This window comes from Caballeronia sp. LZ033 (assembly GCF_031451265.1).
Classification (GTDB): Bacteria; Pseudomonadota; Gammaproteobacteria; order Burkholderiales; family Burkholderiaceae; genus Caballeronia.
In genome coordinates this window covers 2,971,492-2,993,284 of sequence record NZ_JARUXQ010000001.1, presented here as the reverse complement: position 1 = coordinate 2,993,284, position 21,793 = coordinate 2,971,492, and the positions used below count along the sequence as shown (strand labels likewise).

35 protein-coding genes are annotated in these 21,793 nt (G+C 60.2%); all 35 read left to right on the top strand.

Features of this window, described 5'->3' with window-relative positions; all coding sequences use genetic code 11:
* Nucleotides 1-58: 58 nt before the first annotated feature.
* Nucleotides 59-439: a 30S ribosomal protein S12 gene (gene rpsL, locus QCE62_RS14000; protein WP_006998493.1), complete on the top strand. Its 381-nt coding sequence runs from the start codon at nucleotides 59-61 to the stop codon at nucleotides 437-439.
* 183 nt (nucleotides 440-622) lie between these two features.
* Entirely contained in the window at nucleotides 623-1,093 is a 471-nt protein-coding gene (gene rpsG, locus QCE62_RS13995; protein WP_006053291.1) for a 30S ribosomal protein S7, read from the top strand.
* A 120-nt stretch (nucleotides 1,094-1,213) separates the two neighbouring features.
* Nucleotides 1,214-3,316: an elongation factor G gene (gene fusA, locus QCE62_RS13990; protein WP_309810393.1), complete on the top strand. Its 2,103-nt coding sequence runs from the start codon at nucleotides 1,214-1,216 to the stop codon at nucleotides 3,314-3,316.
* Nucleotides 3,317-3,383: 67 nt separating this feature from the next.
* Complete coding sequence (gene tuf / locus QCE62_RS13985) at nucleotides 3,384-4,574, top strand: elongation factor Tu (RefSeq protein WP_309918853.1); 1,191 nt, start codon at nucleotides 3,384-3,386, stop codon at nucleotides 4,572-4,574.
* 153 nt (nucleotides 4,575-4,727) lie between these two features.
* Nucleotides 4,728-5,039 (top strand): 30S ribosomal protein S10, encoded by a 312-nt coding sequence (gene rpsJ, locus QCE62_RS13980; protein WP_006998489.1) that lies wholly within the window; start codon nucleotides 4,728-4,730, stop codon nucleotides 5,037-5,039.
* Nucleotides 5,040-5,250: 211 nt separating this feature from the next.
* Nucleotides 5,251-5,910 (top strand): 50S ribosomal protein L3, encoded by a 660-nt coding sequence (gene rplC, locus QCE62_RS13975; RefSeq protein WP_309810389.1) that lies wholly within the window; start codon nucleotides 5,251-5,253, stop codon nucleotides 5,908-5,910.
* Nucleotides 5,910-6,530 (top strand): 50S ribosomal protein L4, encoded by a 621-nt coding sequence (rplD, locus tag QCE62_RS13970; protein ID WP_309810386.1) that lies wholly within the window; start codon nucleotides 5,910-5,912, stop codon nucleotides 6,528-6,530. The genes rplC and rplD overlap by 1 nt, the downstream gene beginning before the upstream one ends.
* Nucleotides 6,527-6,841, top strand: a complete 315-nt coding sequence (gene rplW, locus QCE62_RS13965; RefSeq protein ID WP_035967599.1) for a 50S ribosomal protein L23 — start codon at nucleotides 6,527-6,529, stop codon at nucleotides 6,839-6,841. Before rplD ends, rplW begins: the two co-directional genes overlap by 4 nt.
* A 2-nt stretch (nucleotides 6,842-6,843) precedes the next feature.
* Nucleotides 6,844-7,671 carry a 50S ribosomal protein L2 gene (gene rplB, locus QCE62_RS13960; protein ID WP_309810383.1) on the top strand — a complete coding sequence of 276 codons (828 nt, stop codon included), beginning with the start codon at nucleotides 6,844-6,846 and terminating at the stop codon, nucleotides 7,669-7,671.
* Between the two features lie 10 nt (nucleotides 7,672-7,681).
* Nucleotides 7,682-7,957 carry a 30S ribosomal protein S19 gene (rpsS, locus tag QCE62_RS13955; RefSeq protein ID WP_035967602.1) on the top strand — a complete coding sequence of 92 codons (276 nt, stop codon included), beginning with the start codon at nucleotides 7,682-7,684 and terminating at the stop codon, nucleotides 7,955-7,957.
* 12 nt (nucleotides 7,958-7,969) lie between these two features.
* Complete coding sequence (rplV, locus tag QCE62_RS13950) at nucleotides 7,970-8,299, top strand: 50S ribosomal protein L22 (RefSeq protein ID WP_007730533.1); 330 nt, start codon at nucleotides 7,970-7,972, stop codon at nucleotides 8,297-8,299.
* Nucleotides 8,300-8,310: 11 nt separating this feature from the next.
* Nucleotides 8,311-9,105: a 30S ribosomal protein S3 gene (rpsC, locus tag QCE62_RS13945; RefSeq protein WP_087049856.1), complete on the top strand. Its 795-nt coding sequence runs from the start codon at nucleotides 8,311-8,313 to the stop codon at nucleotides 9,103-9,105.
* Between the two features lie 2 nt (nucleotides 9,106-9,107).
* Complete coding sequence (gene rplP, locus QCE62_RS13940) at nucleotides 9,108-9,524, top strand: 50S ribosomal protein L16 (RefSeq protein ID WP_309810379.1); 417 nt, start codon at nucleotides 9,108-9,110, stop codon at nucleotides 9,522-9,524.
* Between the two features lie 10 nt (nucleotides 9,525-9,534).
* Nucleotides 9,535-9,729, top strand: a complete 195-nt coding sequence (gene rpmC, locus QCE62_RS13935) for a 50S ribosomal protein L29 (protein WP_309811713.1) — start codon at nucleotides 9,535-9,537, stop codon at nucleotides 9,727-9,729.
* On the top strand, nucleotides 9,726-9,998 hold the full coding sequence (rpsQ, locus tag QCE62_RS13930) for a 30S ribosomal protein S17 (RefSeq protein ID WP_309810376.1): 273 nt from the start codon (nucleotides 9,726-9,728) through the stop codon (nucleotides 9,996-9,998). Before rpmC ends, rpsQ begins: the two co-directional genes overlap by 4 nt.
* 296 nt (nucleotides 9,999-10,294) lie before the next feature.
* Entirely contained in the window at nucleotides 10,295-10,663 is a 369-nt protein-coding gene (rplN, locus tag QCE62_RS13925; protein WP_006998478.1) for a 50S ribosomal protein L14, read from the top strand.
* Between the two features lie 9 nt (nucleotides 10,664-10,672).
* Entirely contained in the window at nucleotides 10,673-10,981 is a 309-nt protein-coding gene (gene rplX, locus QCE62_RS13920) for a 50S ribosomal protein L24 (RefSeq protein WP_309810373.1), read from the top strand.
* Between the two features lie 14 nt (nucleotides 10,982-10,995).
* Nucleotides 10,996-11,535: a 50S ribosomal protein L5 gene (rplE, locus tag QCE62_RS13915; protein WP_087049859.1), complete on the top strand. Its 540-nt coding sequence runs from the start codon at nucleotides 10,996-10,998 to the stop codon at nucleotides 11,533-11,535.
* Nucleotides 11,536-11,542: 7 nt separating this feature from the next.
* A complete protein-coding gene (gene rpsN, locus QCE62_RS13910; RefSeq protein ID WP_008343864.1) occupies nucleotides 11,543-11,848 on the top strand; it encodes a 30S ribosomal protein S14 in 306 nt (101 codons plus the stop codon).
* Nucleotides 11,849-11,862: 14 nt separating this feature from the next.
* Nucleotides 11,863-12,258: a 30S ribosomal protein S8 gene (rpsH, locus tag QCE62_RS13905; protein ID WP_035506756.1), complete on the top strand. Its 396-nt coding sequence runs from the start codon at nucleotides 11,863-11,865 to the stop codon at nucleotides 12,256-12,258.
* Nucleotides 12,259-12,276: 18 nt separating this feature from the next.
* On the top strand, nucleotides 12,277-12,810 hold the full coding sequence (gene rplF / locus QCE62_RS13900; protein WP_309810367.1) for a 50S ribosomal protein L6: 534 nt from the start codon (nucleotides 12,277-12,279) through the stop codon (nucleotides 12,808-12,810).
* Between the two features lie 12 nt (nucleotides 12,811-12,822).
* Nucleotides 12,823-13,188 (top strand): 50S ribosomal protein L18, encoded by a 366-nt coding sequence (rplR, locus tag QCE62_RS13895; protein ID WP_008343872.1) that lies wholly within the window; start codon nucleotides 12,823-12,825, stop codon nucleotides 13,186-13,188.
* Nucleotides 13,189-13,202: 14 nt separating this feature from the next.
* Nucleotides 13,203-13,721, top strand: coding sequence for a 30S ribosomal protein S5 (rpsE, locus tag QCE62_RS13890; protein ID WP_061170928.1), 519 nt, complete (start codon nucleotides 13,203-13,205; stop codon nucleotides 13,719-13,721).
* 10 nt (nucleotides 13,722-13,731) lie between these two features.
* Nucleotides 13,732-13,914, top strand: a complete 183-nt coding sequence (rpmD, locus tag QCE62_RS13885; protein ID WP_050454145.1) for a 50S ribosomal protein L30 — start codon at nucleotides 13,732-13,734, stop codon at nucleotides 13,912-13,914.
* A 29-nt stretch (nucleotides 13,915-13,943) separates the two neighbouring features.
* Entirely contained in the window at nucleotides 13,944-14,378 is a 435-nt protein-coding gene (rplO, locus tag QCE62_RS13880) for a 50S ribosomal protein L15 (RefSeq protein ID WP_087049863.1), read from the top strand.
* A 41-nt stretch (nucleotides 14,379-14,419) separates the two neighbouring features.
* Nucleotides 14,420-15,766 carry a preprotein translocase subunit SecY gene (secY, locus tag QCE62_RS13875; RefSeq protein WP_309810356.1) on the top strand — a complete coding sequence of 449 codons (1,347 nt, stop codon included), beginning with the start codon at nucleotides 14,420-14,422 and terminating at the stop codon, nucleotides 15,764-15,766.
* A gap of 8 nt (nucleotides 15,767-15,774) precedes the next feature.
* The gene (gene infA, locus QCE62_RS13870; protein WP_004521905.1) at nucleotides 15,775-15,993 is read left to right on the top strand and encodes a translation initiation factor IF-1; all 219 of its coding nucleotides are present in this window, start codon (nucleotides 15,775-15,777) and stop codon (nucleotides 15,991-15,993) included.
* Nucleotides 15,994-16,013: 20 nt separating this feature from the next.
* On the top strand, nucleotides 16,014-16,130 hold the full coding sequence (rpmJ, locus tag QCE62_RS13865) for a 50S ribosomal protein L36 (RefSeq protein WP_004199844.1): 117 nt from the start codon (nucleotides 16,014-16,016) through the stop codon (nucleotides 16,128-16,130).
* 41 nt (nucleotides 16,131-16,171) lie between these two features.
* Entirely contained in the window at nucleotides 16,172-16,537 is a 366-nt protein-coding gene (rpsM, locus tag QCE62_RS13860) for a 30S ribosomal protein S13 (RefSeq protein WP_008344037.1), read from the top strand.
* Between the two features lie 28 nt (nucleotides 16,538-16,565).
* Nucleotides 16,566-16,970 (top strand): 30S ribosomal protein S11, encoded by a 405-nt coding sequence (rpsK, locus tag QCE62_RS13855; protein ID WP_006052224.1) that lies wholly within the window; start codon nucleotides 16,566-16,568, stop codon nucleotides 16,968-16,970.
* 159 nt (nucleotides 16,971-17,129) lie between these two features.
* On the top strand, nucleotides 17,130-17,753 hold the full coding sequence (gene rpsD, locus QCE62_RS13850; protein WP_309810351.1) for a 30S ribosomal protein S4: 624 nt from the start codon (nucleotides 17,130-17,132) through the stop codon (nucleotides 17,751-17,753).
* Between the two features lie 134 nt (nucleotides 17,754-17,887).
* On the top strand, nucleotides 17,888-18,865 hold the full coding sequence (locus tag QCE62_RS13845) for a DNA-directed RNA polymerase subunit alpha (RefSeq protein WP_309918848.1): 978 nt from the start codon (nucleotides 17,888-17,890) through the stop codon (nucleotides 18,863-18,865).
* 146 nt (nucleotides 18,866-19,011) lie between these two features.
* A complete protein-coding gene (gene rplQ, locus QCE62_RS13840; protein WP_309903243.1) occupies nucleotides 19,012-19,407 on the top strand; it encodes a 50S ribosomal protein L17 in 396 nt (131 codons plus the stop codon).
* A gap of 187 nt (nucleotides 19,408-19,594) precedes the next feature.
* Complete coding sequence (cutA, locus tag QCE62_RS13835) at nucleotides 19,595-19,927, top strand: divalent-cation tolerance protein CutA (protein WP_309918845.1); 333 nt, start codon at nucleotides 19,595-19,597, stop codon at nucleotides 19,925-19,927.
* Nucleotides 19,920-21,749 carry a protein-disulfide reductase DsbD gene (gene dsbD / locus QCE62_RS13830; protein WP_309918843.1) on the top strand — a complete coding sequence of 610 codons (1,830 nt, stop codon included), beginning with the start codon at nucleotides 19,920-19,922 and terminating at the stop codon, nucleotides 21,747-21,749. Before cutA ends, dsbD begins: the two co-directional genes overlap by 8 nt.
* Nucleotides 21,750-21,793: the final 44 nt, after the last annotated feature.

Here is a 21,793-nt window from a genome sequence, read left to right as displayed (position 1 = left end):
TTTGTTCGCTTTGCCCGACCCGAATTGCGCTGATTCTGTTCATTTCTAGGATTAAACAATGCCAACCATCAATCAACTGGTTCGCAAAGGCCGCGCGTCGGAAACGACGAAGAGCAAGTCGCCGGCCCTGCAGGACTGCCCGCAACGTCGTGGCGTGTGCACCCGCGTGTACACCACCACGCCGAAGAAGCCGAACTCGGCACTTCGTAAAGTTGCCAAGGTTCGTCTGACGAACGGTTTCGAAGTTATCTCGTACATCGGCGGTGAAGGCCACAACCTGCAAGAGCACTCGGTCGTGCTGATTCGCGGCGGCCGTGTGAAGGACTTGCCGGGTGTGCGCTACCACATGGTTCGCGGCTCGCTGGATACCCAGGGCGTCAAGGATCGTAAGCAAGCTCGCTCGAAGTACGGCGCGAAGCGTGCCAAGGCCGGCAAGTAAGCCGCTGGTCTGCTGCAGGACAATCAGGTCGCCGCAAGGCGGTTAAGGCGGTGGTGCCGGAGATGCCGGTGCTGTCGAGTAAGTGGTCACCCGGCCAAGCTGGTTTAGTCGAAGAGATGGATCGGGTTTGTTGGTGGCCGCGGAGCGGGGAACTGCTCCAACTGAAAAAGTAAAGGAAGAATCATGCCGCGTCGTCGCGAAGTCCCCAAGCGGGAAGTGTTGCCGGATCCGAAGTTCGGCAACGTAGATGTAGCCAAGTTCATGAACGTGCTGATGCTCTCCGGCAAGAAGTCGGTTGCCGAGCGTATCGTGTACGGCGCTTTTGAACAGATCCAGACCAAGGGTGGCAAGGACCCGCTGGAAGTGTTCACGGTTGCGCTCAACAACGTGAAGCCGGTGGTCGAAGTGAAGAGCCGTCGCGTTGGTGGTGCCAACTATCAGGTTCCGGTCGAAGTGCGTCCCTCGCGTCGTATGGCATTGGCGATGCGTTGGTTGCGTGAAGCCGCGAAGAAGCGCAGCGAAAAGTCGATGGCCCTGCGTCTTGCAGGCGAACTCTCGGAAGCGGCCGAAGGCCGTGGCGGCGCAATGAAGAAGCGCGACGAAGTTCACCGCATGGCAGAGGCCAACAAGGCATTCTCGCACTTCCGTTTCTAAGCTCCCGCTCCAGGGCATAACGGAAAATCAGGGCGGGTGCGCTATTCCAGGCGCCTCGCCCGTTTGTCTTAGGACGCGGTCGGCAATTGGCCGTCGCGTCGACCCGAAAAAGGATCCAAAGTGGCTCGCAAGACACCTATCGAGCGCTACCGCAATATCGGTATTAGCGCTCACATCGACGCCGGCAAAACGACGACGACCGAGCGCATCCTGTTCTACACGGGCGTGAACCACAAGATTGGTGAAGTTCACGACGGCGCTGCAACGATGGACTGGATGGAGCAGGAGCAGGAACGCGGCATCACGATCACGTCCGCTGCCACCACCGCCTTCTGGAAGGGCATGGGCGGCAACTATCCCGAGCACCGTATCAACATCATCGACACCCCGGGTCACGTCGACTTCACGATCGAAGTGGAACGCTCGATGCGCGTCCTCGACGGCGCGTGCATGGTCTACTGCGCAGTGGGCGGCGTGCAGCCGCAGTCGGAAACCGTGTGGCGCCAGGCGAACAAGTACAAGGTTCCCCGTCTCGCGTTCGTCAACAAGATGGACCGTACCGGCGCGAACTTCTTCAAGGTCTATGACCAGCTGAAGACCCGCCTGAAGGCGAACCCGGTTCCCGTCGTCGTGCCGATCGGCGCGGAAGACACGTTCACGGGCGTGGTCGACCTGATCAAGATGAAGGCGATCATTTGGGACGAAGCGTCCCAAGGCACGAAGTTCGACTACGTCGACATCCCGGCTGAACTCGTCGACACGTGCAACGAGTGGCGCGAGAAGATGATCGAGTCGGCTGCCGAAGCCACCGAAGAACTGATGGAAAAGTATCTCGGCGGCGAAGAGCTGAGCGAGGCGGAAATCGTCAAGGCAATCCGCGACCGGACCATCGCGTGCGAAATCCAGCCGATGCTGTGCGGCACCGCGTTCAAGAACAAGGGCGTGCAGCGCATGCTGGACGCCGTGATCGACTTCCTGCCGTCGCCGGTGGACATTCCCCCGGTCACGGGCGAACTCGAAAGCGGCGAGAAGGCAGAGCGCCGTGCAGCCGACGACGAGAAGTTCTCGGCACTCGCGTTCAAGATCATGACGGACCCGTTCGTCGGTCAGCTGATCTTCTTCCGCGTGTATTCGGGCATCGTGAACTCGGGTGACACCGTGCTGAACGCGACCAAGGACAAGAAGGAACGCCTTGGCCGTATTCTGCAGATGCACGCGAACCAGCGCGAAGAAATCAAGGAAGTGCGCGCGGGCGACATCGCGGCGGCCGTCGGCCTGAAGGAAGCGACCACGGGCGACACGCTGTGCGATCCGCAGCACCCCATCGTGCTCGAACGCATGATTTTCCCGGAGCCGGTGATCTCCCAGGCCGTCGAGCCGAAGACGAAGCCCGACCAGGAAAAAATGGGTCTGGCGCTGAACCGCCTGGCACAGGAAGATCCGTCGTTCCGCGTTCAGACGGACGAGGAATCGGGCCAGACCATCATTTCGGGCATGGGCGAGCTCCACCTCGAAATTCTGGTCGACCGCATGCGTCGTGAATTCGGCGTGGAAGCGACCGTCGGCAAGCCGCAGGTGGCTTACCGCGAAACGATCCGCAGCAAGGCCGAAGACGTCGACGGCAAGTTCGTCAAGCAGTCGGGTGGTCGCGGCCAGTACGGTCACGCGGTCATCACGCTCGAGCCGAACGAGCAGGGCAAGGGCTACGAGTTCCTGGACGAGATCAAGGGCGGCGTGATTCCGCGCGAATACATCCCGGCCGTGGACAAGGGTATCCAGGAAACGCTGAAGTCGGGCGTGCTGGCTGGCTTCCCGGTCGTGGACGTGAAGGTGCACCTGACGTTCGGTTCGTACCACGACGTGGACTCGAACGAAAACGCGTTCCGCATGGCCGGCTCGATGGCCTTCAAGGAAGCGATGCGCAAGGCAAGCCCGGTCATTCTCGAACCGATGATGGCCGTCGAAGTCGAAACGCCGGAAGACTACATGGGCAACGTGATGGGCGACCTGTCGGGCCGTCGCGGTATCGTCCAGGGTATGGAAGACATGATTGGCGGCGGCAAGATCGTTCGCGCCGAAGTGCCGCTGTCGGAAATGTTCGGCTACTCCACTTCGCTGCGTTCGCTGACGCAAGGCCGTGCAACGTACACGATGGAGTTCAAGCACTATGCTGAAGCTCCGCGTAACGTCGCCGAAGCGATCATCAACGCCAAGGGTAAGTAATACCCGCAAGTCATTCGGCGCAAGCCACAAGCTCTAACCGACAAACAATCTCTGAAAGAAGGTAATCATGGCAAAAGGTAAATTCGAGCGGACCAAGCCGCACGTGAACGTCGGTACGATCGGTCACGTTGACCACGGCAAGACCACGCTGACGGCAGCGATCACCACGGTGCTGACCAAGAAGTTCGGCGGCGAAGCGAAGGCATACGACCAGATCGACGCGGCACCGGAAGAAAAGGCGCGCGGCATCACGATCAACACCGCGCACGTCGAGTACGAAACGGCTAACCGCCACTACGCACACGTCGACTGCCCGGGCCACGCCGACTACGTGAAGAACATGATCACGGGCGCCGCGCAGATGGACGGCGCAATTCTGGTGTGCTCGGCCGCTGACGGCCCGATGCCGCAAACGCGCGAGCACATCCTGCTGGCCCGTCAGGTCGGCGTGCCGTACATCATCGTGTTCCTGAACAAGTGCGACATGGTCGACGACGCCGAGCTGCTCGAGCTGGTCGAAATGGAAGTGCGCGAGCTTCTCTCGAAGTACGACTTCCCGGGCGACGACACGCCGATCGTGAAGGGTTCGGCCAAGCTGGCGCTGGAAGGCGACACGGGCGAGCTGGGCGAAGTGGCGATCATGAGCCTGGCCGACGCGCTGGACACGTACATCCCGACGCCGGAACGCGCAGTTGACGGTTCGTTCCTGATGCCGGTGGAAGACGTGTTCTCGATCTCGGGTCGCGGCACGGTGGTGACGGGCCGTATCGAGCGTGGCGTGGTGAAGGTTGGCGAGGAAATCGAAATCGTCGGTATCAAGACGACGGTGAAGACGACCTGCACGGGCGTGGAAATGTTCCGCAAGCTGCTCGACCAGGGTCAGGCAGGCGACAACGTCGGTATCCTGCTGCGCGGCACGAAGCGTGAAGACGTGGAGCGTGGCCAGGTTCTGGCCAAGCCGGGTTCGATCACGCCGCACACGCACTTCACGGCTGAAGTGTACGTGCTGAGCAAGGACGAAGGCGGCCGCCACACGCCGTTCTTCAACAACTACCGTCCGCAGTTCTACTTCCGTACGACGGACGTGACGGGCTCGATCGAGCTGCCGAAGGACAAGGAAATGGTGATGCCGGGCGACAACGTGTCGATCACGGTCAAGCTGATCGCCCCGATCGCCATGGAAGAAGGTCTGCGTTTCGCTATCCGTGAAGGCGGTCGTACTGTCGGCGCCGGTGTCGTGGCGAAGATTATCGAGTAATATGTCGGGCTTGCTTGCGAGCTTGCCTGATTTGAACTCGTAGTAAAGCAGTAACAGACCGGGACCGGATGCGCGTCCTCCACGTGTGTCCGGTTCTACGCTCTTTTGCCAATCGGCGGTGCAAGACCGCCTCGCTCTTTCCAAGGAATTGTCATGCAGAACCAAAAAATCCGCATCCGTCTGAAGGCTTTCGACTATCGTCTGATCGATCAATCGGCAGCCGAAATCGTCGATACGGCGAAGCGGACTGGCGCAATCGTCCGTGGCCCGGTGCCGCTGCCGACGCGCATTCAGCGTTTTGACATCCTGCGTTCGCCGCACGTCAACAAGACGTCGCGCGACCAGCTCGAAATCCGTACGCACCAGCGCCTGATGGACATCGTCGATCCGACGGACAAGACCGTCGACGCGCTGATGAAGCTCGACCTGCCGGCCGGCGTCGACGTCGAAATCAAGCTGCAGTAAGTCTCAAAAAACTCCGATCGCGGCAAGCAGCCGCCGTGACGGAGCTAAGTCTTTGAATTGCTTGCGGGAATCGAAAAGCCTTGTTATACTCCGAGGCTTTTCGCGCCTATCCGCACGAAAAATGCGTTTGTAAAGCCGCTCCAGTCTTCCGTGACGCAGGCGGCACTTGTAAATCAGCCCCGACCAATCGCAGTTGGGAATGGAGAAAACGATGAGCCTTGGACTCGTAGGTCGCAAGGTTGGTATGACCCGTATCTTCACGCCTGAGGGGGACTCGATCCCCGTCACCGTGCTAGACGTGTCGGACAACCGCGTGACGCAGATCAAGACCGTTGAAACGGATGGTTATACCGCCGTTCAGGTTGCATTCGGTACTCGCCGCGCATCGCGCGTGACGAAGCCGTTGGCGGGTCACCTCGCCAAAGCCGGCGTTCAAGCCGGTGAAATCCTCAAGGAATTCCCCGTCGATGCAGCCAAGGCAGGTGAACTGTCGAATGGCGCTGTTATCGCAGCGGATATCTTCGAAGTCGGCCAGAAGGTTGATGTGCAAGGCACGTCGATCGGTAAGGGCTACGCCGGCACGATCAAGCGCTACAACTTCGCATCGGGCCGTGCATCGCACGGTAACTCGCGTTCGCACAACGTTCCGGGTTCGATCGGTATGGCGCAGGATCCGGGTCGTGTGTTCCCGGGCAAGCGCATGACGGGTCACCTCGGTGACGAGACCGTCACGGTCCAGAATCTCGAAATCGCCCGCATCGACGCCGAGCGCAGCCTGCTGCTCGTCCGCGGCGCTGTTCCGGGTGCGAAGGGCGGCAAGGTCTTCGTGACCCCGGCCGTCAAGACGCGTGCTGTGAAAGGAGCGAAATAATGGAACTTAAGCTCCTGAATGCCAATGGTCAGGAAGGCGCTGGCGTGAACGCATCGGACGTCGTGTTCGGTCGCGATTACAACGAAGCCCTGATTCACCAGGTCGTCATCGCCTATCAGGCGAATGCACGCAGCGGCAACCGCGCGCAGAAGGATCGCGAGCAGGTCAAGCACACCACCAAGAAGCCGTGGCGTCAGAAGGGTACGGGCCGCGCTCGTGCCGGTATGTCGTCGAGCCCGTTGTGGCGCGGCGGTGGCCGTATCTTCCCGAATTCGCCGGAAGAGAATTTCTCGCACAAGGTCAACAAGAAGATGCATCGCGCAGGTCTGCGCTCGATCTTCTCGCAGTTGGCTCGCGAAGGCCGTATCTCGGTGGTTGAAGAGCTGACGCTCGAAGCCCCGAAGACCAAGCTGCTGGCCGAAAAATTCAAGGCCATGGGTCTCGATTCCGTGTTGGTCATCACCGATACGGTCGACGAGAACCTGTACCTCGCGTCGCGCAACCTGGCCCATGTGGCCGTTGTCGAGCCGCGTTACGCCGACCCGCTCTCGCTGATCTACTTCAAGAAGATCCTGATCACGAAGGCTGCGGTCGCTCAGATCGAGGAGTTGCTGTCATGAGCGAAGTTCGCAAAAACGATCATCGTTTGATGCAAGTTCTGCTCGCGCCGGTGATCTCCGAAAAGGCGACGCTGGTTGCCGACAAGAACGAACAAGTCGTGTTCGAAGTCGCACCGGACGCCACGAAGCAGGAAGTCAAGGCTGCTGTCGAGCTGCTGTTCAAGGTCGAAGTCAATTCCGTCAACGTGCTCGTCACGAAGGGCAAGGCAAAGCGCTTTGGCCGCTTCAACGGCAAGCGCAAGGACGTGAAGAAGGCGTACGTCTGCCTGAAGCCCGGCCAGGAAATCAACTTTGAAGCGGAGGCCAAGTAATCATGGCAATCGTGAAAGTTAAGCCGACCTCGCCGGGTCGCCGTGCGATGGTCAAGATCGTCAACAAGGATCTGCACAAGGGCAAGCCGCACGCAGCGCTGCTCGACACGCAATCCAAGTCGGCGGGCCGTAACAACAACGGCCGTATCACCACGCGTCACCAGGGCGGTGGTCACAAGCAGCATTACCGTATCGTCGATTTCCGTCGCAACAAGGACGGCATCGCAGCGAAGGTCGAGCGTCTCGAGTACGACCCGAACCGTAGCGCGAACATCGCGCTGGTTCTGTACGCAGACGGCGAGCGCCGTTACATCATCGCGCCGAAGGGCGTGACGGTCGGCACGCAGCTGATGTCCGGTTCGGAAGCGCCGATCCGCGCGGGTAACACCCTGCCGATCCGCAACATCCCGGTCGGTACGACGATCCACTGCATCGAGATGCTGCCGGGCAAGGGCGCGCAGATGGCGCGTTCGGCTGGTACGTCGGCCATGCTGCTGGCTCGTGAAGGCGTGTACGCACAAGTGCGTCTGCGCTCGGGCGAAATCCGCCGCGTGCACGTCGAGTGCCGCGCGACGATCGGTGAAGTGGGCAACGAAGAGCACAGCCTCCGCCAGATCGGCAAGGCAGGCGCGAACCGCTGGCGCGGTATCCGTCCGACGGTGCGCGGCGTTGCAATGAACCCGGTCGATCACCCGCACGGCGGTGGTGAAGGCAAGACGGCTGCAGGTCGCGATCCGGTGAGCCCGTGGGGTACGCCGACGAAGGGCTATCGCACCCGTAGCAACAAGCGCACGACGACGATGATCGTCCAGCGCCGTCACAAGCGTTAAGGAGTAGGCAATGACACGTTCTGCTAAAAAAGGTCCGTTCTGCGACGCTCATTTGCTGAAGAAGGTTGAGTCGGCTGCATCGACGCGTGACAAGAAGCCGATCAAGACCTGGTCGCGTCGTTCGACGATTCTGCCGGACTTCATCGGTCTGACGATCGCTGTTCACAACGGCCGTCAACACGTTCCGGTGTATGTCACGGAAAACATGGTCGGCCACAAGCTTGGCGAGTTCGCACTGACCCGTACGTTCAAGGGTCACGCAGCCGACAAGAAGGCCAAGAAATAAGGGGCTATCAAGATGGAAGTGAAGGCAATTCATCGCGGTGCCCGCATCTCGGCGCAGAAAACGCGCCTTGTGGCTGACCAGATCCGTGGTCTGCCGGTCGACAAGGCGCTGAACGTTCTGACGTTCTCGCCGAAGAAGGCGGCGGGTATCGTCAAGAAGGTCGTGCTGTCTGCGATCGCGAATGCGGAACACAACGAAGGCGCCGATATCGACGAGCTCAAGATCACGAGCATCTACGTCGACAAGGCTGCTTCGCTGAAGCGTTTCACCGCACGCGCTAAGGGTCGCGGTAACCGCATCGAGAAGCAATCCTGTCACATCACTGTGACGGTCGGGAATTAAGGAGCCATACGATGGGACAGAAAATTCATCCGACTGGCTTCCGTTTGGCCGTCAGCCGCAATTGGGCTTCGCGCTGGTACGCGAACAACAACAATTTCGCGGCGATGTTGCAGGAAGACATCGGTGTTCGTGAATATCTGAAGAAGAAGCTGAAGAACGCTTCGGTCGGCCGCGTCGTCATCGAGCGTCCGGCGAAGAACGCGCGCATCACGATTTACAGCTCGCGTCCGGGCGTCGTCATTGGCAAGAAGGGTGAAGACATCGAACTGCTGAAGTCCGAGCTGCAAAAGCGCATGGGCGTTCCGGTTCACGTCAACATCGAAGAAATCCGCAAGCCGGAAACGGATGCTCAGCTCATCGCTGATTCGATCACGCAACAGCTCGAGCGCCGGATCATGTTCCGCCGCGCGATGAAGCGCGCGATGCAGAACGCGATGCGTCTCGGTGCCCAGGGCATCAAGATCATGAGCGCGGGTCGTCTGAACGGTATCGAAATCGCTCGTACCGAGTGGTATCGCGAAGGTCGCGTGCCCCTCCATACGCTGCGTGCGGATATCGACTACGCAACGTCGGAAGCGAAGACCACGTACGGCATCATCGGCGTGAAGGTGTGGGTCTACAAGGGCGACACCCTGGGCCGCAACGAAGCGCCGGTCGTGGAAGAAGTGGCGGAAGAAAAGCGTCCGCGCCGCAACGCACGTCCGGGTGGCGATCGCCGTCCGCGCCGTGACGGTGAAGGTGCTCCGGCTGGCGCGCGTCGCGGTGCACCCCGTCGCGCTGGCGGTGACGCGAAGACTGGAGAATAACGATGCTGCAACCGAAACGCAGAAAGTATCGCAAAGAGCAGAAGGGTCGTAACACCGGCAAGGCGACGCGCGGCAACGCGGTGTCGTTTGGTGAATTCGGCCTGAAGGCTATCGGTCGCGGCCGTTTGACCGCCCGTCAGATCGAAGCCGCGCGTCGTGCGATGACGCGTCACATCAAGCGTGGTGGCCGGATCTGGATCCGTATTTTCCCGGACAAGCCGATTTCGCAAAAGCCGGCCGAAGTGCGTATGGGTAACGGTAAGGGTAACCCGGAGTACTACGTCGCTGAAATTCAACCGGGCAAGATGCTGTACGAAATGGACGGTGTCACCGAAGAACTGGCGCGCGAAGCGTTCCGTCTGGCTGCAGCCAAGCTGCCGCTGAAGACGTACTTCGTCGTGCGTCAGCTCGGCGCCTAAGGAGTAAATGATGAAGGCATCTGAACTTCACCAGAAAGACCAGGCCGCGCTCAACAAAGAGCTGTCGGACCTGCTGAAGGCGCAATTCGGCCTGCGCATGCAACTCGCGACCCAGCAGCTCACCAACACGAGCCAGCTGAAGAAGGTCCGTCGCGACATCGCGCGTGTGCGCACCGTCATGACTGAGAAGGCGAACCAGAAATGAACGAAAGCGTAAAAACCTCGCTCAAGCGGACTCTGGTCGGCAAGGTCGTCAGCAACAAGATGGACAAGACGGTCACCGTGCTGGTCGAGCACCGCGTGAAGCATCCGATCTACGGCAAGTACGTCGTGCGCTCCAAGAAGTACCACGCGCATGATGACGCGAACACGTACAACGAAGGCGATCTCGTCGAAATCCAGGAAACCCGTCCGATTTCGAAGACGAAGGCCTGGGTTGTGTCGAAGCTGGTTGAAGCCGCTCGCGTGATCTGAAGCCGATTCTCGGCGATGCTGTAAGTAGTTGTATCGCAGTAAGTTTCGCTTGCAAGACCGAGATTGTTTGTTATAATCTCGGTCTTCCCTCTTTGTGGGAGCCCCGTCGCGGGCGAAATTGGTGGGGGAAGCCGGCTTGGGCGCCAGCCTGAGTCGACAGATTCACCGGATTGCGATGGCGGGTTTCGTCTGCCGTTGCTGCCTGTTCTAACCCAAGCAGCCATTTGGCTGACGGGACCAAGACTGACCGGCTGCGCCATGGTGGTGCAATCGGATTAAGTTGGGAAAGATAAACCATGATCCAGACCGAAACTCGGCTTGAAGTGGCCGACAACACGGGTGCGCGTGAAGTCATGTGCATCAAGGTGCTCGGCGGCTCGAAGCGTCGTTACGCAAGCATTGGCGACATCATCAAGGTGACCGTCAAGGAAGCGACGCCGCGCGGACGCGTGAAAAAGGGCGAAATCTACAACGCTGTGGTCGTTCGTACGGCCAAGGGCGTGCGTCGCCAGGATGGCTCGCTCATCAAGTTCGACGGCAACGCCGCCGTTCTGCTGAACACGAAGCTCGAGCCGATCGGCACGCGTATTTTCGGGCCGGTTACGCGTGAACTGCGTAGCGAACGATTCATGAAGATCGTTTCGCTCGCGCCGGAAGTGCTGTAAGGAGTCGCGATGAACAAGATTCGCAAGGGTGACGAAGTCATCGTCACGGCCGGCAAAGACAAGGGCAAGCGCGGTACCGTGCTCGTCGTTGCGGAAGACCGTGTCACCGTCGAGGGCATCAACCTCGTCAAGAAGCACGTGAAGCCGAACCCGATGAAGGGAACGACAGGCGGCGTGGAAGCCAAGTCGATGCCGCTGCATATTTCGAACGTCGCTTTGATCGACGCGAATGGCAAGGCGTCACGCGTAGGCATCAAGGTCGAAGACGGCAAGAAGGTTCGCTTCTTGAAGTCGACCGGCGCCACGCTCAACGCCTGACGCGGAGTTAAAAAATGGCTCGTCTGCAAGAGATTTACAAAGAAAAGGTTGTGCCGCAACTGGTGGAAAAGTTCGGCTACAAGTCCATCATGGAAGTGCCGCGCATCACCAAGATCACCCTGAACATGGGCCTTGGCGAAGCCGTCGCTGACAAGAAGATCATCGAAAACGCCGTGGGCGACCTGACGAAGATCGCCGGCCAGAAGCCGGTCATCACGAAGGCGCGCAAGGCAATCGCAGGCTTCAAGATTCGTCAGGGCTACCCGATCGGCGCGATGGTCACGCTGCGCGGCCAAGCGATGTACGAATTCCTCGACCGTTTCGTGACCGTTGCGCTCCCCCGTGTGCGCGACTTCCGTGGCGTGTCGGGCCGTGCATTCGACGGTCGTGGCAACTACAACATCGGTGTGAAAGAGCAGATCATTTTCCCCGAAATCGACTACGACAAGATCGACGCGCTGCGTGGGCTGAACATCAGCATCACGACTACCGCGAAGACTGACGATGAAGCAAAGGCGCTGCTCGCCGGCTTCAAGTTCCCGTTCAGAAACTGAGGTTACCGTGGCTAAACTGGCACTGATCGAACGTGAAAAGAAGCGCGCGCGCCTGGCAGCCAAGTACGCTCCGAAGCGTGCTGAGCTGAAGGCTGTGATCGACGACGCAAGCAAGTCGGACGAAGAGCGTTACCTCGCGCGTCTGGCGCTGCAACAACTGCCGCGTAACTCGAACCCCACTCGCAAGCGTAACCGCTGCGCGATCACGGGTCGTCCGCGTGGCACGTTCCGCAAGTTCGGACTCGCACGCGGCAAGATTCGTGAAATCGCTTTCCGCGGCGAAATCCCTGGCCTCACCAAGGCGAGCTGGTAATAGGAGAAACATAAATGAGCATGAGTGATCCTATCGCCGATATGCTGACTCGCATCCGCAATGCGCAGATGGTCGAGAAGGTTTCGGTGACTATGCCCTCGTCGAAAGTCAAGGTTGCGATTGCGCAGGTTTTGAAGGACGAAGGTTATATCGACGATTTCGCGGTGAAGGCTGAAGGCGCGAAGATCGAGTTGAATATCGCGTTGAAGTACTACGCCGGCCGTCCGGTCATCGAACGCCTCGAGCGCGTTTCGAAGCCTGGCCTGCGCGTGTACCGCGGTCGCAACGATATTCCGCAGGTCATGAACGGCCTCGGCGTTGCAATCGTGTCGACGCCGAAGGGTGTGATGACCGACCGCAAGGCGCGCCAGAACGGCGTCGGCGGCGAAGTCATCTGCTACGTCGCTTAACGCCTAAGGAGAAGAAACATGTCTCGAGTAGGTAAGAGCCCGATCGCGCTGCCGCAAGGCACCGAAGTGGCCGTCAAGGGCGACGTCATCACCGTCAAGGGCCCGCTCGGTACGATCTCGCAGCCGGCCAACAAGCTGGTGAGCCTGACTAACGAGAACGGCACGCTGCAACTCGCTCCGACGGATGAAAGCCGCGAAGCAAACGCGATGTCCGGCACGATGCGCGCCCTGGTGGCGAACATGGTGCAGGGCGTCACCAAGGGTTTCGAGCGCAAGCTGACGCTGGTTGGCGTTGGTTATCGTGCGCAAGCGCAAGGCGACAAGCTGAACCTGTCGCTGGGTTTCTCGCACCCCGTGGTGCACCAGATGCCGGAAGGCATCAAGGCTGAAACCCCGTCGCAGACCGAAATCGTGATCAAGGGGATCGACAAGCAGAAAGTCGGACAGACCGCGGCGGAAGTGCGCGGCTATCGTCCGCCGGAGCCTTACAAGGGCAAGGGCGTGCGCTATTCCGACGAGGTCGTGATCCTCAAAGAAACGAAGAAGAAGTAAGGGTGCGCAATCATGGATAAGACTCAATCTCGCCTGCGCCGCGCTCGTCAGACGCGTATCAAGATCGCTGAGCTGCAGGTTCCGCGTCTGGCCGTGCATCGCACGAATACGCATATCTACGCGCAAGTGTTCTCGGCATGCGGCACGAAGGTCGTGGCAAGCGCCTCGACGCTGGAAGCTGAAGTGCGTGCCGAACTGGCCGACAAGTCGGGCAAGGGCGGCAACGTCAACGCCGCGACCCTGATCGGCAAGCGTATCGCCGAAAAGGCCAAGGCAGCCGGCATCGAATCCGTCGCCTTTGACCGCTCGGGTTTCCGCTACCACGGCCGCGTGAAGGCGCTGGCTGATGCGGCGCGTGAAGCCGGGCTCAAGTTCTAAGGGAAGAATTCGTCATGGCAAAGATGCAAGCGAAAGTTCAGGCTGACGAACGCGACGACGGCCTGCGCGAAAAGATGATTTCGGTCAACCGCGTGACCAAGGTCGTGAAGGGTGGCCGGATTCTCGGCTTCGCCGCACTGACCGTGGTTGGCGACGGTGATGGCCGCGTCGGCATGGGCAAGGGCAAGGCAAAGGAAGTGCCGGTTGCCGTTCAGAAGGCAATGGAACAAGCCCGCCGCAACATGTTCAAGGTGCCCCTGAAGAACGGCACGCTGCAACACGAAGTGCACGGCAAGCATGGCGCCTCGGCAGTCCTCCTCGCTCCGGCGAAGGATGGTACTGGCGTGATCGCCGGCGGCCCGATGCGCGCCGTGTTCGACGTGATGGGCGTGCAAAACGTCGTGGCCAAGAGCCACGGTTCGACGAACCCGTACAACCTCGTTCGTGCCACGCTGGACGGTCTGCGCAAGCAGTCGACGCCGGCTGATATCGCGGCGAAGCGTGGTAAGTCCGTCGAAGACATTCTGGGCTAAGGTGGTCACCATGTCTGAAAAAACTGTCAAGGTTCAGCTCGTGAAGAGCCTGATCGGGACCCGCGAAACGCACCGTGCTACGGTGCGTGGCCTCGGCCTGCGTCGCCTGAACTCGGTTTCCGAGTTGCAGGACACGCCGGCAGTGCGCGGGATGATCAACAAGGTCTCGTACCTCGTTAAGGTCATCGCCTGAGCGCGACCTACGGATCCAAGGAGTTGAACATGGAATTGAATAACCTGAAGCCGGCAGAAGGCGCGAAGCACGCAAAGCGTCGCGTCGGTCGCGGCATCGGTTCGGGCCTGGGCAAGACTGCAGGTCGCGGCCACAAGGGTCAGAAATCGCGTTCGGGCGGCTTTCACAAGGTCGGCTTCGAAGGCGGTCAGATGCCTCTGCAGCGCCGTCTGCCGAAGCGCGGCTTCACGTCGCTGACGAAGGAATTCGTTGGTGAAGTGCGCCTGGCCGATCTCGAAAAGCTGCCGGTCGACGAAATCGATCTTCTGGCGCTGAAGCAAGCAGGTCTGGTCGGCGAGCTCATCAAGAGCGCGAAGATCATCAAGACCGGCGAGATCACCCGCAAGGTTACGGTGAAGGGCCTGACGGCAACGAAGGGCGCCCGCGCTGCAATCGAAGCCGCTGGCGGCTCGTTCGCCGAGTAACGCGCTTTCGCCGTTACTAGCACTAGCATCGGAGAAGGTTCTTGGCTAACAGCCCGAGTCTCGCAAAAACCGGTCGAAGCGCGGCGAAATTTGGCGATTTGCGCCGGCGGGCAGTGTTCCTGCTGCTGGCGTTGATCGTCTACCGCATTGGTGCGCATATTCCGGTTCCCGGCATCGATCCGGACCAACTGGCGAAGCTGTTCCAAAGCCAGTCAGGCGGCATCCTTGGCATGTTCAACATGTTTTCGGGTGGCGCGCTTTCACGGTTCACGATCTTTGCGTTGGGCATCATGCCCTACATCTCGTCGTCGATCATCATGCAGTTGCTGTCGATCGTGTCGCCGCAGATGGAGGCGCTGAAGAAGGAAGGGCAGGCGGGGCAACGGAAGATCACGCAATACACGCGGATCTTCACCGTGGTGCTCGCGACCTTCCAGGCGTTCGGTATCGCGGTTGCGCTGGAAAATCAGCCCGGCCTGGTACTCGACCCCGGCATGGTGTTCAGGTTGACGACGGTCGTTACGCTGGTGACGGGCACGATGTTCCTGATGTGGCTCGGTGAGCAGATCACGGAACGCGGTCTTGGCAACGGCATTTCGATCATCATCTTCGGCGGTATCGCGGCGGGTTTCCCGAACGCAATCGGTGGTTTGTTCGAGCTGGTTCGCACCGGTTCGATGAGCATCATCTCGGCGATCATCATCGTCGTGCTGATCGCGGCGGTCACGTATCTGGTCGTGTTCATTGAACGCGGTCAGCGCAAGATCCTCGTGAACTATGCGAAGCGCCAGGTCGGTAACAAGATTTACGGCGGACAGTCGTCTCATCTGCCGCTGAAGTTGAACATGTCGGGTGTGATTCCGCCGATCTTCGCGTCGTCGATCATCCTCTTCCCGGCAACCATCCTGAACTGGTTCAGTTCGGGTTCGCGCACCAACTGGTTCGCGAACACGCTGCACAACGTGGCCGAGGCCCTGAAGCCTGGTCAGCCTGTGTACGTGCTGCTGTATGCGTTGGCGATCGTCTTCTTCTGCTTCTTCTACACCGCACTGGTGTTCAACAGCCGGGAGACCGCCGACAACTTGAAGAAGAGCGGTGCTTTCGTTCCGGGTATCCGTCCGGGCGATCAGACTGCACGATATATCGACCGCATCCTCACGCGTCTGACGCTGGCGGGGGCGATCTACATCGTATTCGTGTGCCTGCTGCCTGAGTTTCTGGTGTTGCGCTGGAACGTGCCGTTTTATTTTGGTGGAACGTCGCTGCTGATCATTGTCGTCGTCACGATGGACTTCATGGCTCAGGTGCAGTCGTACGTTATGTCGCAACAATATGAATCGCTGCTCAAGAAGGCCAACTTCAAGGGTGGCAACGTCCCGATGCGTTGATTAGGACCATGGCCAAAGACGATGTTATCCAGATGCAGGGTGAGGTCATCGAAAACCTTCCCAACGCTACTTTCCGGGTGAAATTGGAAAATGGCCATGTCGTCCTGGGTCATATTTCCGGAAAGATGCGGATGCACTACATCCGCATCCTGCCGGGCGACAAGGTTACGGTTGAATTGACGCCTTACGATCTGTCTCGTGCGCGGATCGTGTTCCGGGCGAAGTGATTTGAAAAAAGGGTAATATCATGAAAGTGATGGCATCGGTTAAGCGCATTTGCCGCAATTGCAAGATCATCAAGCGCAAGGGCGTTGTGCGCGTGATTTGCAGCTCTGATCCGCGCCACAAACAGCGTCAAGGCTGAACGCCGCGCTTTTGCTTGCGCTTTTTGTTTGAGGAAAAACAATGGCTCGTATCGCAGGGGTTAACATCCCGAATCACCAGCATACCGAGATCGGCCTGACGGCAATCTTCGGCATCGGTCGCACGCGTTCGCGCGGCATCTGCACCGCCGCTGGTGTTGAATTTTCGAAGAAGGTCAAGGACCTCACTGACGCAGACCTCGAAAAGCTGCGTGACGAAGTGGGCAAGTTCATCGTCGAAGGCGACCTCCGCCGTGAAGTGACGATGAACATCAAGCGCCTGATGGACTTGGGTTGCTACCGCGGCATGCGCCATCGCAAGGGTCTGCCCCTGCGTGGCCAGCGTACGCGCACGAATGCCCGTACCCGCAAGGGTCCGCGTCGTGCAGCGCAATCGCTGAAGAAGTAAGCGGAACTGACAGTTACAGGAAAACGTAATGGCTAAGGCTTCGAACAACTCCGCGGCGCAACGCGTTCGCAAGAAGGTCAAGAAGAACGTCGCCGAGGGCGTGGTTCACGTTCACGCGTCGTTCAACAACACCATTATCACGATCACCGACCGTCAAGGTAATGCGCTTGCATGGGCAACCTCCGGTGGTCAGGGCTTCAAGGGTTCGCGCAAGTCGACCCCGTTTGCAGCCCAGGTCGCAGCCGAATCGGCAGGCCGTGTGGCAATGGAATACGGCGTGAAGAACCTCGAAGTGCGGATCAAGGGCCCTGGTCCTGGCCGTGAATCGGCGGTGCGCGCGTTGCATGGTCTTGGCATCAAGATCACCGCGATCTCCGACGTGACGCCGGTCCCGCACAACGGTTGCCGTCCGCCGAAGCGCCGTCGTATCTAAGTCGACGACGCGACCGCATGTTTCCTGTCGATGCGCGAGTATCGGCGGGTTTCGTGCGTTATGAAGTTTGACTAAGCCCACCGTTCGACCCAAAGGGTTCGGACTAGCGCCGATGGACGTTGCAGTGACATCTGCGTGATCAAATTTTAAGGATGCAAAGTGGCACGCTATACCGGTCCCAAAGCCAAGCTCTCCCGCCGTGAAGGCACCGATCTGTTCCTGAAGAGCGCACGCCGTTCGCTCGCCGACAAGTGCAAGCTCGACAGCAAGCCCGGCCAGCACGGCCGCACCTCGGGCGCACGTACGTCCGACTACGGCACCCAGTTGCGCGAAAAGCAGAAAGTGAAGCGTATCTACGGCGTGCTGGAACGTCAGTTCCGCCGCTACTTCGCTGAAGCCGACCGCCGCAAGGGCCCGACGGGCGAAAACCTGCTGCAGTTGCTTGAGTCGCGTCTCGACAACGTGGTGTATCGCATGGGCTTCGGCTCGACGCGCGCAGAAGCACGTCAGCTGGTCAGCCACAAGTCGATCATGGTGAACGGCCAGGTCGCGAACATCCCGTCGCTGCAAGTGAAGTCGGGCGACGTTGTGTCCGTGCGCGAACAGTCGCGCAAGCAGGCTCGTATCGTCGAAGCCCTGTCGCTGGCAGAGCAAGGCGGCATGGCGAGCTGGGTCTCGGTCGATGCAAAGAAGTTCGAAGGCACGTTCAAGTCGATGCCCGAGCGTAGCGACATCGCCGGTGACATCAACGAAAGCCTGATCGTCGAATTGTATTCGCGTTAATCGCGGCGGTAACGGATGGACAGCCGGGGAGCCTGATTGCTCGTGGCAAGAGGTGGCCTCGGCTGTTTATTTTCAGGTTGTCACCGGTCAGCCTTATCGGTGTAACGAGCCGAGGGTATTGAAAAGGAAAACCTATGCAAACCAGTTTGTTGAAGCCCAAGATCATTGCAGTTGAATCGCTTGGTGAGAACCACGCGAAAGTGGTTATGGAGCCGTTCGAACGCGGCTATGGCCACACCTTGGGTAATGCGCTTCGGCGTGTGCTGCTGTCGTCGATGATCGGCTACGCGCCGACCGAAGTGACGATCGCAGGCGTCGTGCACGAATACTCGACGCTCGACGGTGTGCAAGAGGATGTGGTCAACCTGCTGTTGAACCTGAAGGGTGTGGTCTTCAAGCTGCATAACCGCGACGAAGTCACGGTGACGCTGCGCAAGGAAGGCGAAGGCGTTGTTACGGCCGGGGACATCGAGCTCGCGCACGACTGCGAGGTCATCAATCCCGGGCACGTGATCGCTCACCTGTCGAAGGGCGGCAAGCTCGACGTTCAGATCAAGATCGAGAAAGGTCGCGGCTATGTGCCGGGCAACGTGCGCCGCTACGGCGAAGAGACGGCCAAGATCATCGGCCGTATCGTGCTGGATGCTTCGTTCTCGCCGGTTCGCCGCGTGAGCTACGCAGTGGAAAGCGCGCGTGTCGAGCAGCGTACCGACCTCGACAAGCTCGTCATGAACATCGAAACCAATGGCGTGATCTCGCCGGAAGAAGCGATCCGCCAGTCGGCGCGCATTCTGGTCGATCAGCTGTCGGTGTTCGCGGCGCTGGAAGGCACGGAAGCGGCTGCGGAAGCGCCGTCGCGTGCACCGCAGATCGATCCGATCCTGCTGCGTCCGGTGGACGACCTCGAACTCACGGTTCGCTCGGCGAACTGCCTGAAGGCCGAGAACATCTACTACATCGGCGACCTGATCCAGCGCACGGAAAACGAGCTGCTGAAGACGCCGAACCTGGGCCGCAAGTCGCTGAACGAAATCAAGGAAGTTCTGGCTTCGCGTGGTCTGACGCTCGGCATGAAGCTCGAAAACTGGCCGCCGGCTGGTCTCGACAAGTAAGTACGAAGTCTCAAGCGTTACTGGCAAGGACGCGGATTTTCCTTTAAAATCCGCGTCTTGCTTTTTTGTCCGACCGGCCCGTGCACCCCATTCGATCTATCGGGGCGCAATAGAAGAGCTGGCTCTAAACTCGTTAAGGAACTCAAATGCGTCATAAGCATGGTCTGCGGAAACTGAACCGCACGAGCAGCCATCGTCTGGCAATGCTCCGCAATATGTCGAACTCGCTCATCGAGCACGAAGTCATCAAGACGACGCTCCCGAAGGCCAAGGAACTGCGCAAGGTCGTCGAGCCCCTCATCACGCTGGGCAAGAAGCCGTCGCTCGCGAACCGTCGCCTGGCGTTCAACCGCCTGCGCGATCGCGATTCGGTCACGAAGCTGTTCGACGTCCTCGGTCCGCGCTACGCAAACCGTCCGGGCGGCTACCTCAGCATCCTGAAGTTCGGTTTCCGCGTCGGCGACAACGCACCGATGGCACTGGTCCAGCTGATGGATCGTCCGGAAGTCGAAGAAGCGGACGACGTGCAAGAAGCGGAGTAAGTTTCGCTGCAGCACGTAGTCACACGAAAAGGCCAGGCTCGCAGCTTGGCCTTTTTGCTTTTCGGCTGCTTCCCCCTGGCTGGTTCGTCCCGGCTGCGGCTTTTCGGCGCGCCGGACGTTCGAGGTGAGCCTTTCCTCCCGATGCTACGATACGCAAGATGCCGCGCCGCCGTCCTGGAGTTGCCGAGTGAACGTTCCCGTCGTCTTGATGCTGTCGACGCTGCCCGATGCTGCCGCCGCGGACACGCTGGCGCAAGCAGTACTTGGGGCGCGTCTCGCAGCGTGCGTAACGAATCTCGGCGTCGTGGTCTCGCACTATCACTGGAAGAATGCGCTGGAAACCGCGCACGAGGTTCAGTTGCTGTTCAAGACGAGCGTCGCGCGGGCAGATGAACTGCAGCGCTTCGTGAGCGCCCATCATCCTTATGAAACACCCGAAATCCTGGTCTGGCAGGTCGATGCATCGCCGGATTATGGCCGATGGGTCAACGCAGAAACGCAGCGCCCTATTCATGTTTGAGCTTCCTCGTTTCGTCGCGCGCCGGATCCTCGCCGCGTTCATGCTTCTCACCGCGTTCGTGCTGCTGTCGGCAGGTGCTCACGCCGCTGACGACTTCCTCGATCCCTCCGTCGCCTTCAAGTTCAGCGCTTCCGAGAAGCCCGGTGAGGTCGACGTGCGCTACAAGATCGCGGACGGCTACTACATGTACCGCGAGCGGTTCGCGTTCGCCGTGAAGAGCGGCGACGCGACGATCGGCACTGCGCAACTCCCGCCTGGAAAAGTCCACTTCGACCAGACGTTCAACAAGGACGTCGAGACGTATCGCGGCGAGCTGTCGATCCGCATTCCCGTCACGCAGGCGAAAGGGCCATTCGAGCTCGCGGTGACCTCGCAGGGATGCGCGGACCAGGGCATCTGCTATCCGCCGATGGAGAAAACGTATCGCGTGAGAGGCGATGCGCTCCAGCCGGCCGCAACCGCCAACGTACCGTCCACGGACACCCACACCTCCTGGTTTGAACGCGCGACGAGCGCCGACTATGCGCAGTCGATGCTGGAGGGCGGTGGCTTTTTCACGGTCGTTGGCTTGTACTTCCTGGCGGGCATGGTGCTGAGCCTCCTGCCGTGCTCGTATCCGATGATCCCGATTCTCTCGGCCATCATTGTCGGCGAGGGCGCGCGCGTGACGCGGGGACGCGGCTTCGCGCTGTCGGTGTCGTATGTGATCGGCATGGCGCTCGTCTATACCGTGCTCGGCATCGCGGCCGCGCTGGTCGGTCAGGGTCTGGGTGCGTGGCTGCAGAATCCGTGGGTGCTCGGCGCGTTCGGTGTGCTGCTCGCAGCGTTTGCATTGGCGCTCATCTCCGGAATGGACATCGCGCTGCCCGAACGCTGGCAGAGCGGCGTGAACCAGGCGTCGCAGAAGCGCAGCGGCGGCAAGTTCGCAGCCGTGGCCGTGATGGGCGCGCTGTCCGCGCTGGTCGTCGGCGCGTGCATGACGGCGCCGCTGTTCGCCGTGCTCGCCTTCATCGCGCATACGGGCAACGCGCTGCTCGGCGGCGCGGCGCTGTTCGCGATGGGCATCGGGCTCGGCGTGCCCTTGCTCGTCATCGGGCTCGGCGCGGGTTCGATCCTGCCGCGCGCCGGCGTCTGGATGGACGGCGTGAAGGTGTTCTTCGGCGTCGTGCTGCTGGCGGCTGCGCTGTGGATCGTCTGGCCGGTGCTCGGCGGTGCCGTGCAGATGTTGCTGGCCGCGCTGTGGCTGTTGATCGCCGCGGCGGCGCTTGGACTGTTCTCACCGGGCGGCAATGTCCCGTCCGGCATCTGGAAGCGGCTTGGACGCGGCCTGGGCGCAGCGTTGGCGATCTGGGCAGCGACGTTGATCGTCGGCCTCGCCGCCGGTTCGACCGATCCGCTGCGCCCGCTCGCCATACTGGCCGCGCGCGGCGACGCTTCCGCCGCCACGAGCGCGCAAACGCCGGGACCGATCTTCGCGCCCGTGCGTTCGTCGGCGCAACTGGATACGGCAGTGAAAGCGGCGGCGCGGCCTGCCATGCTCGATTTCTATGCCGACTGGTGCGTGTCCTGCAAGGAAATGGAGAAGCTGACCTTCTCCGATGCCCGCGTGCAGGCGCGCCTCGCACAACTCAACCTGCTGCGGGCCGACGTGACCGCCAACAACGCCGACGATCAGACCTTGCTCAAGCGCTTCGGCTTGTTCGGGCCGCCGGGCATCATCTTCTTCGACGCACAAGGCAACGAAGTCGCGCGTGTAGTGGGCTACGAATCGGCGGACACGTTCCTGAAGAGCCTCGACAAGCTCGGTCCGGCGAACGGATAAAAAAGAAGGGCGATGCCATCAAGCATCGCCCTTCTTTCATCGCG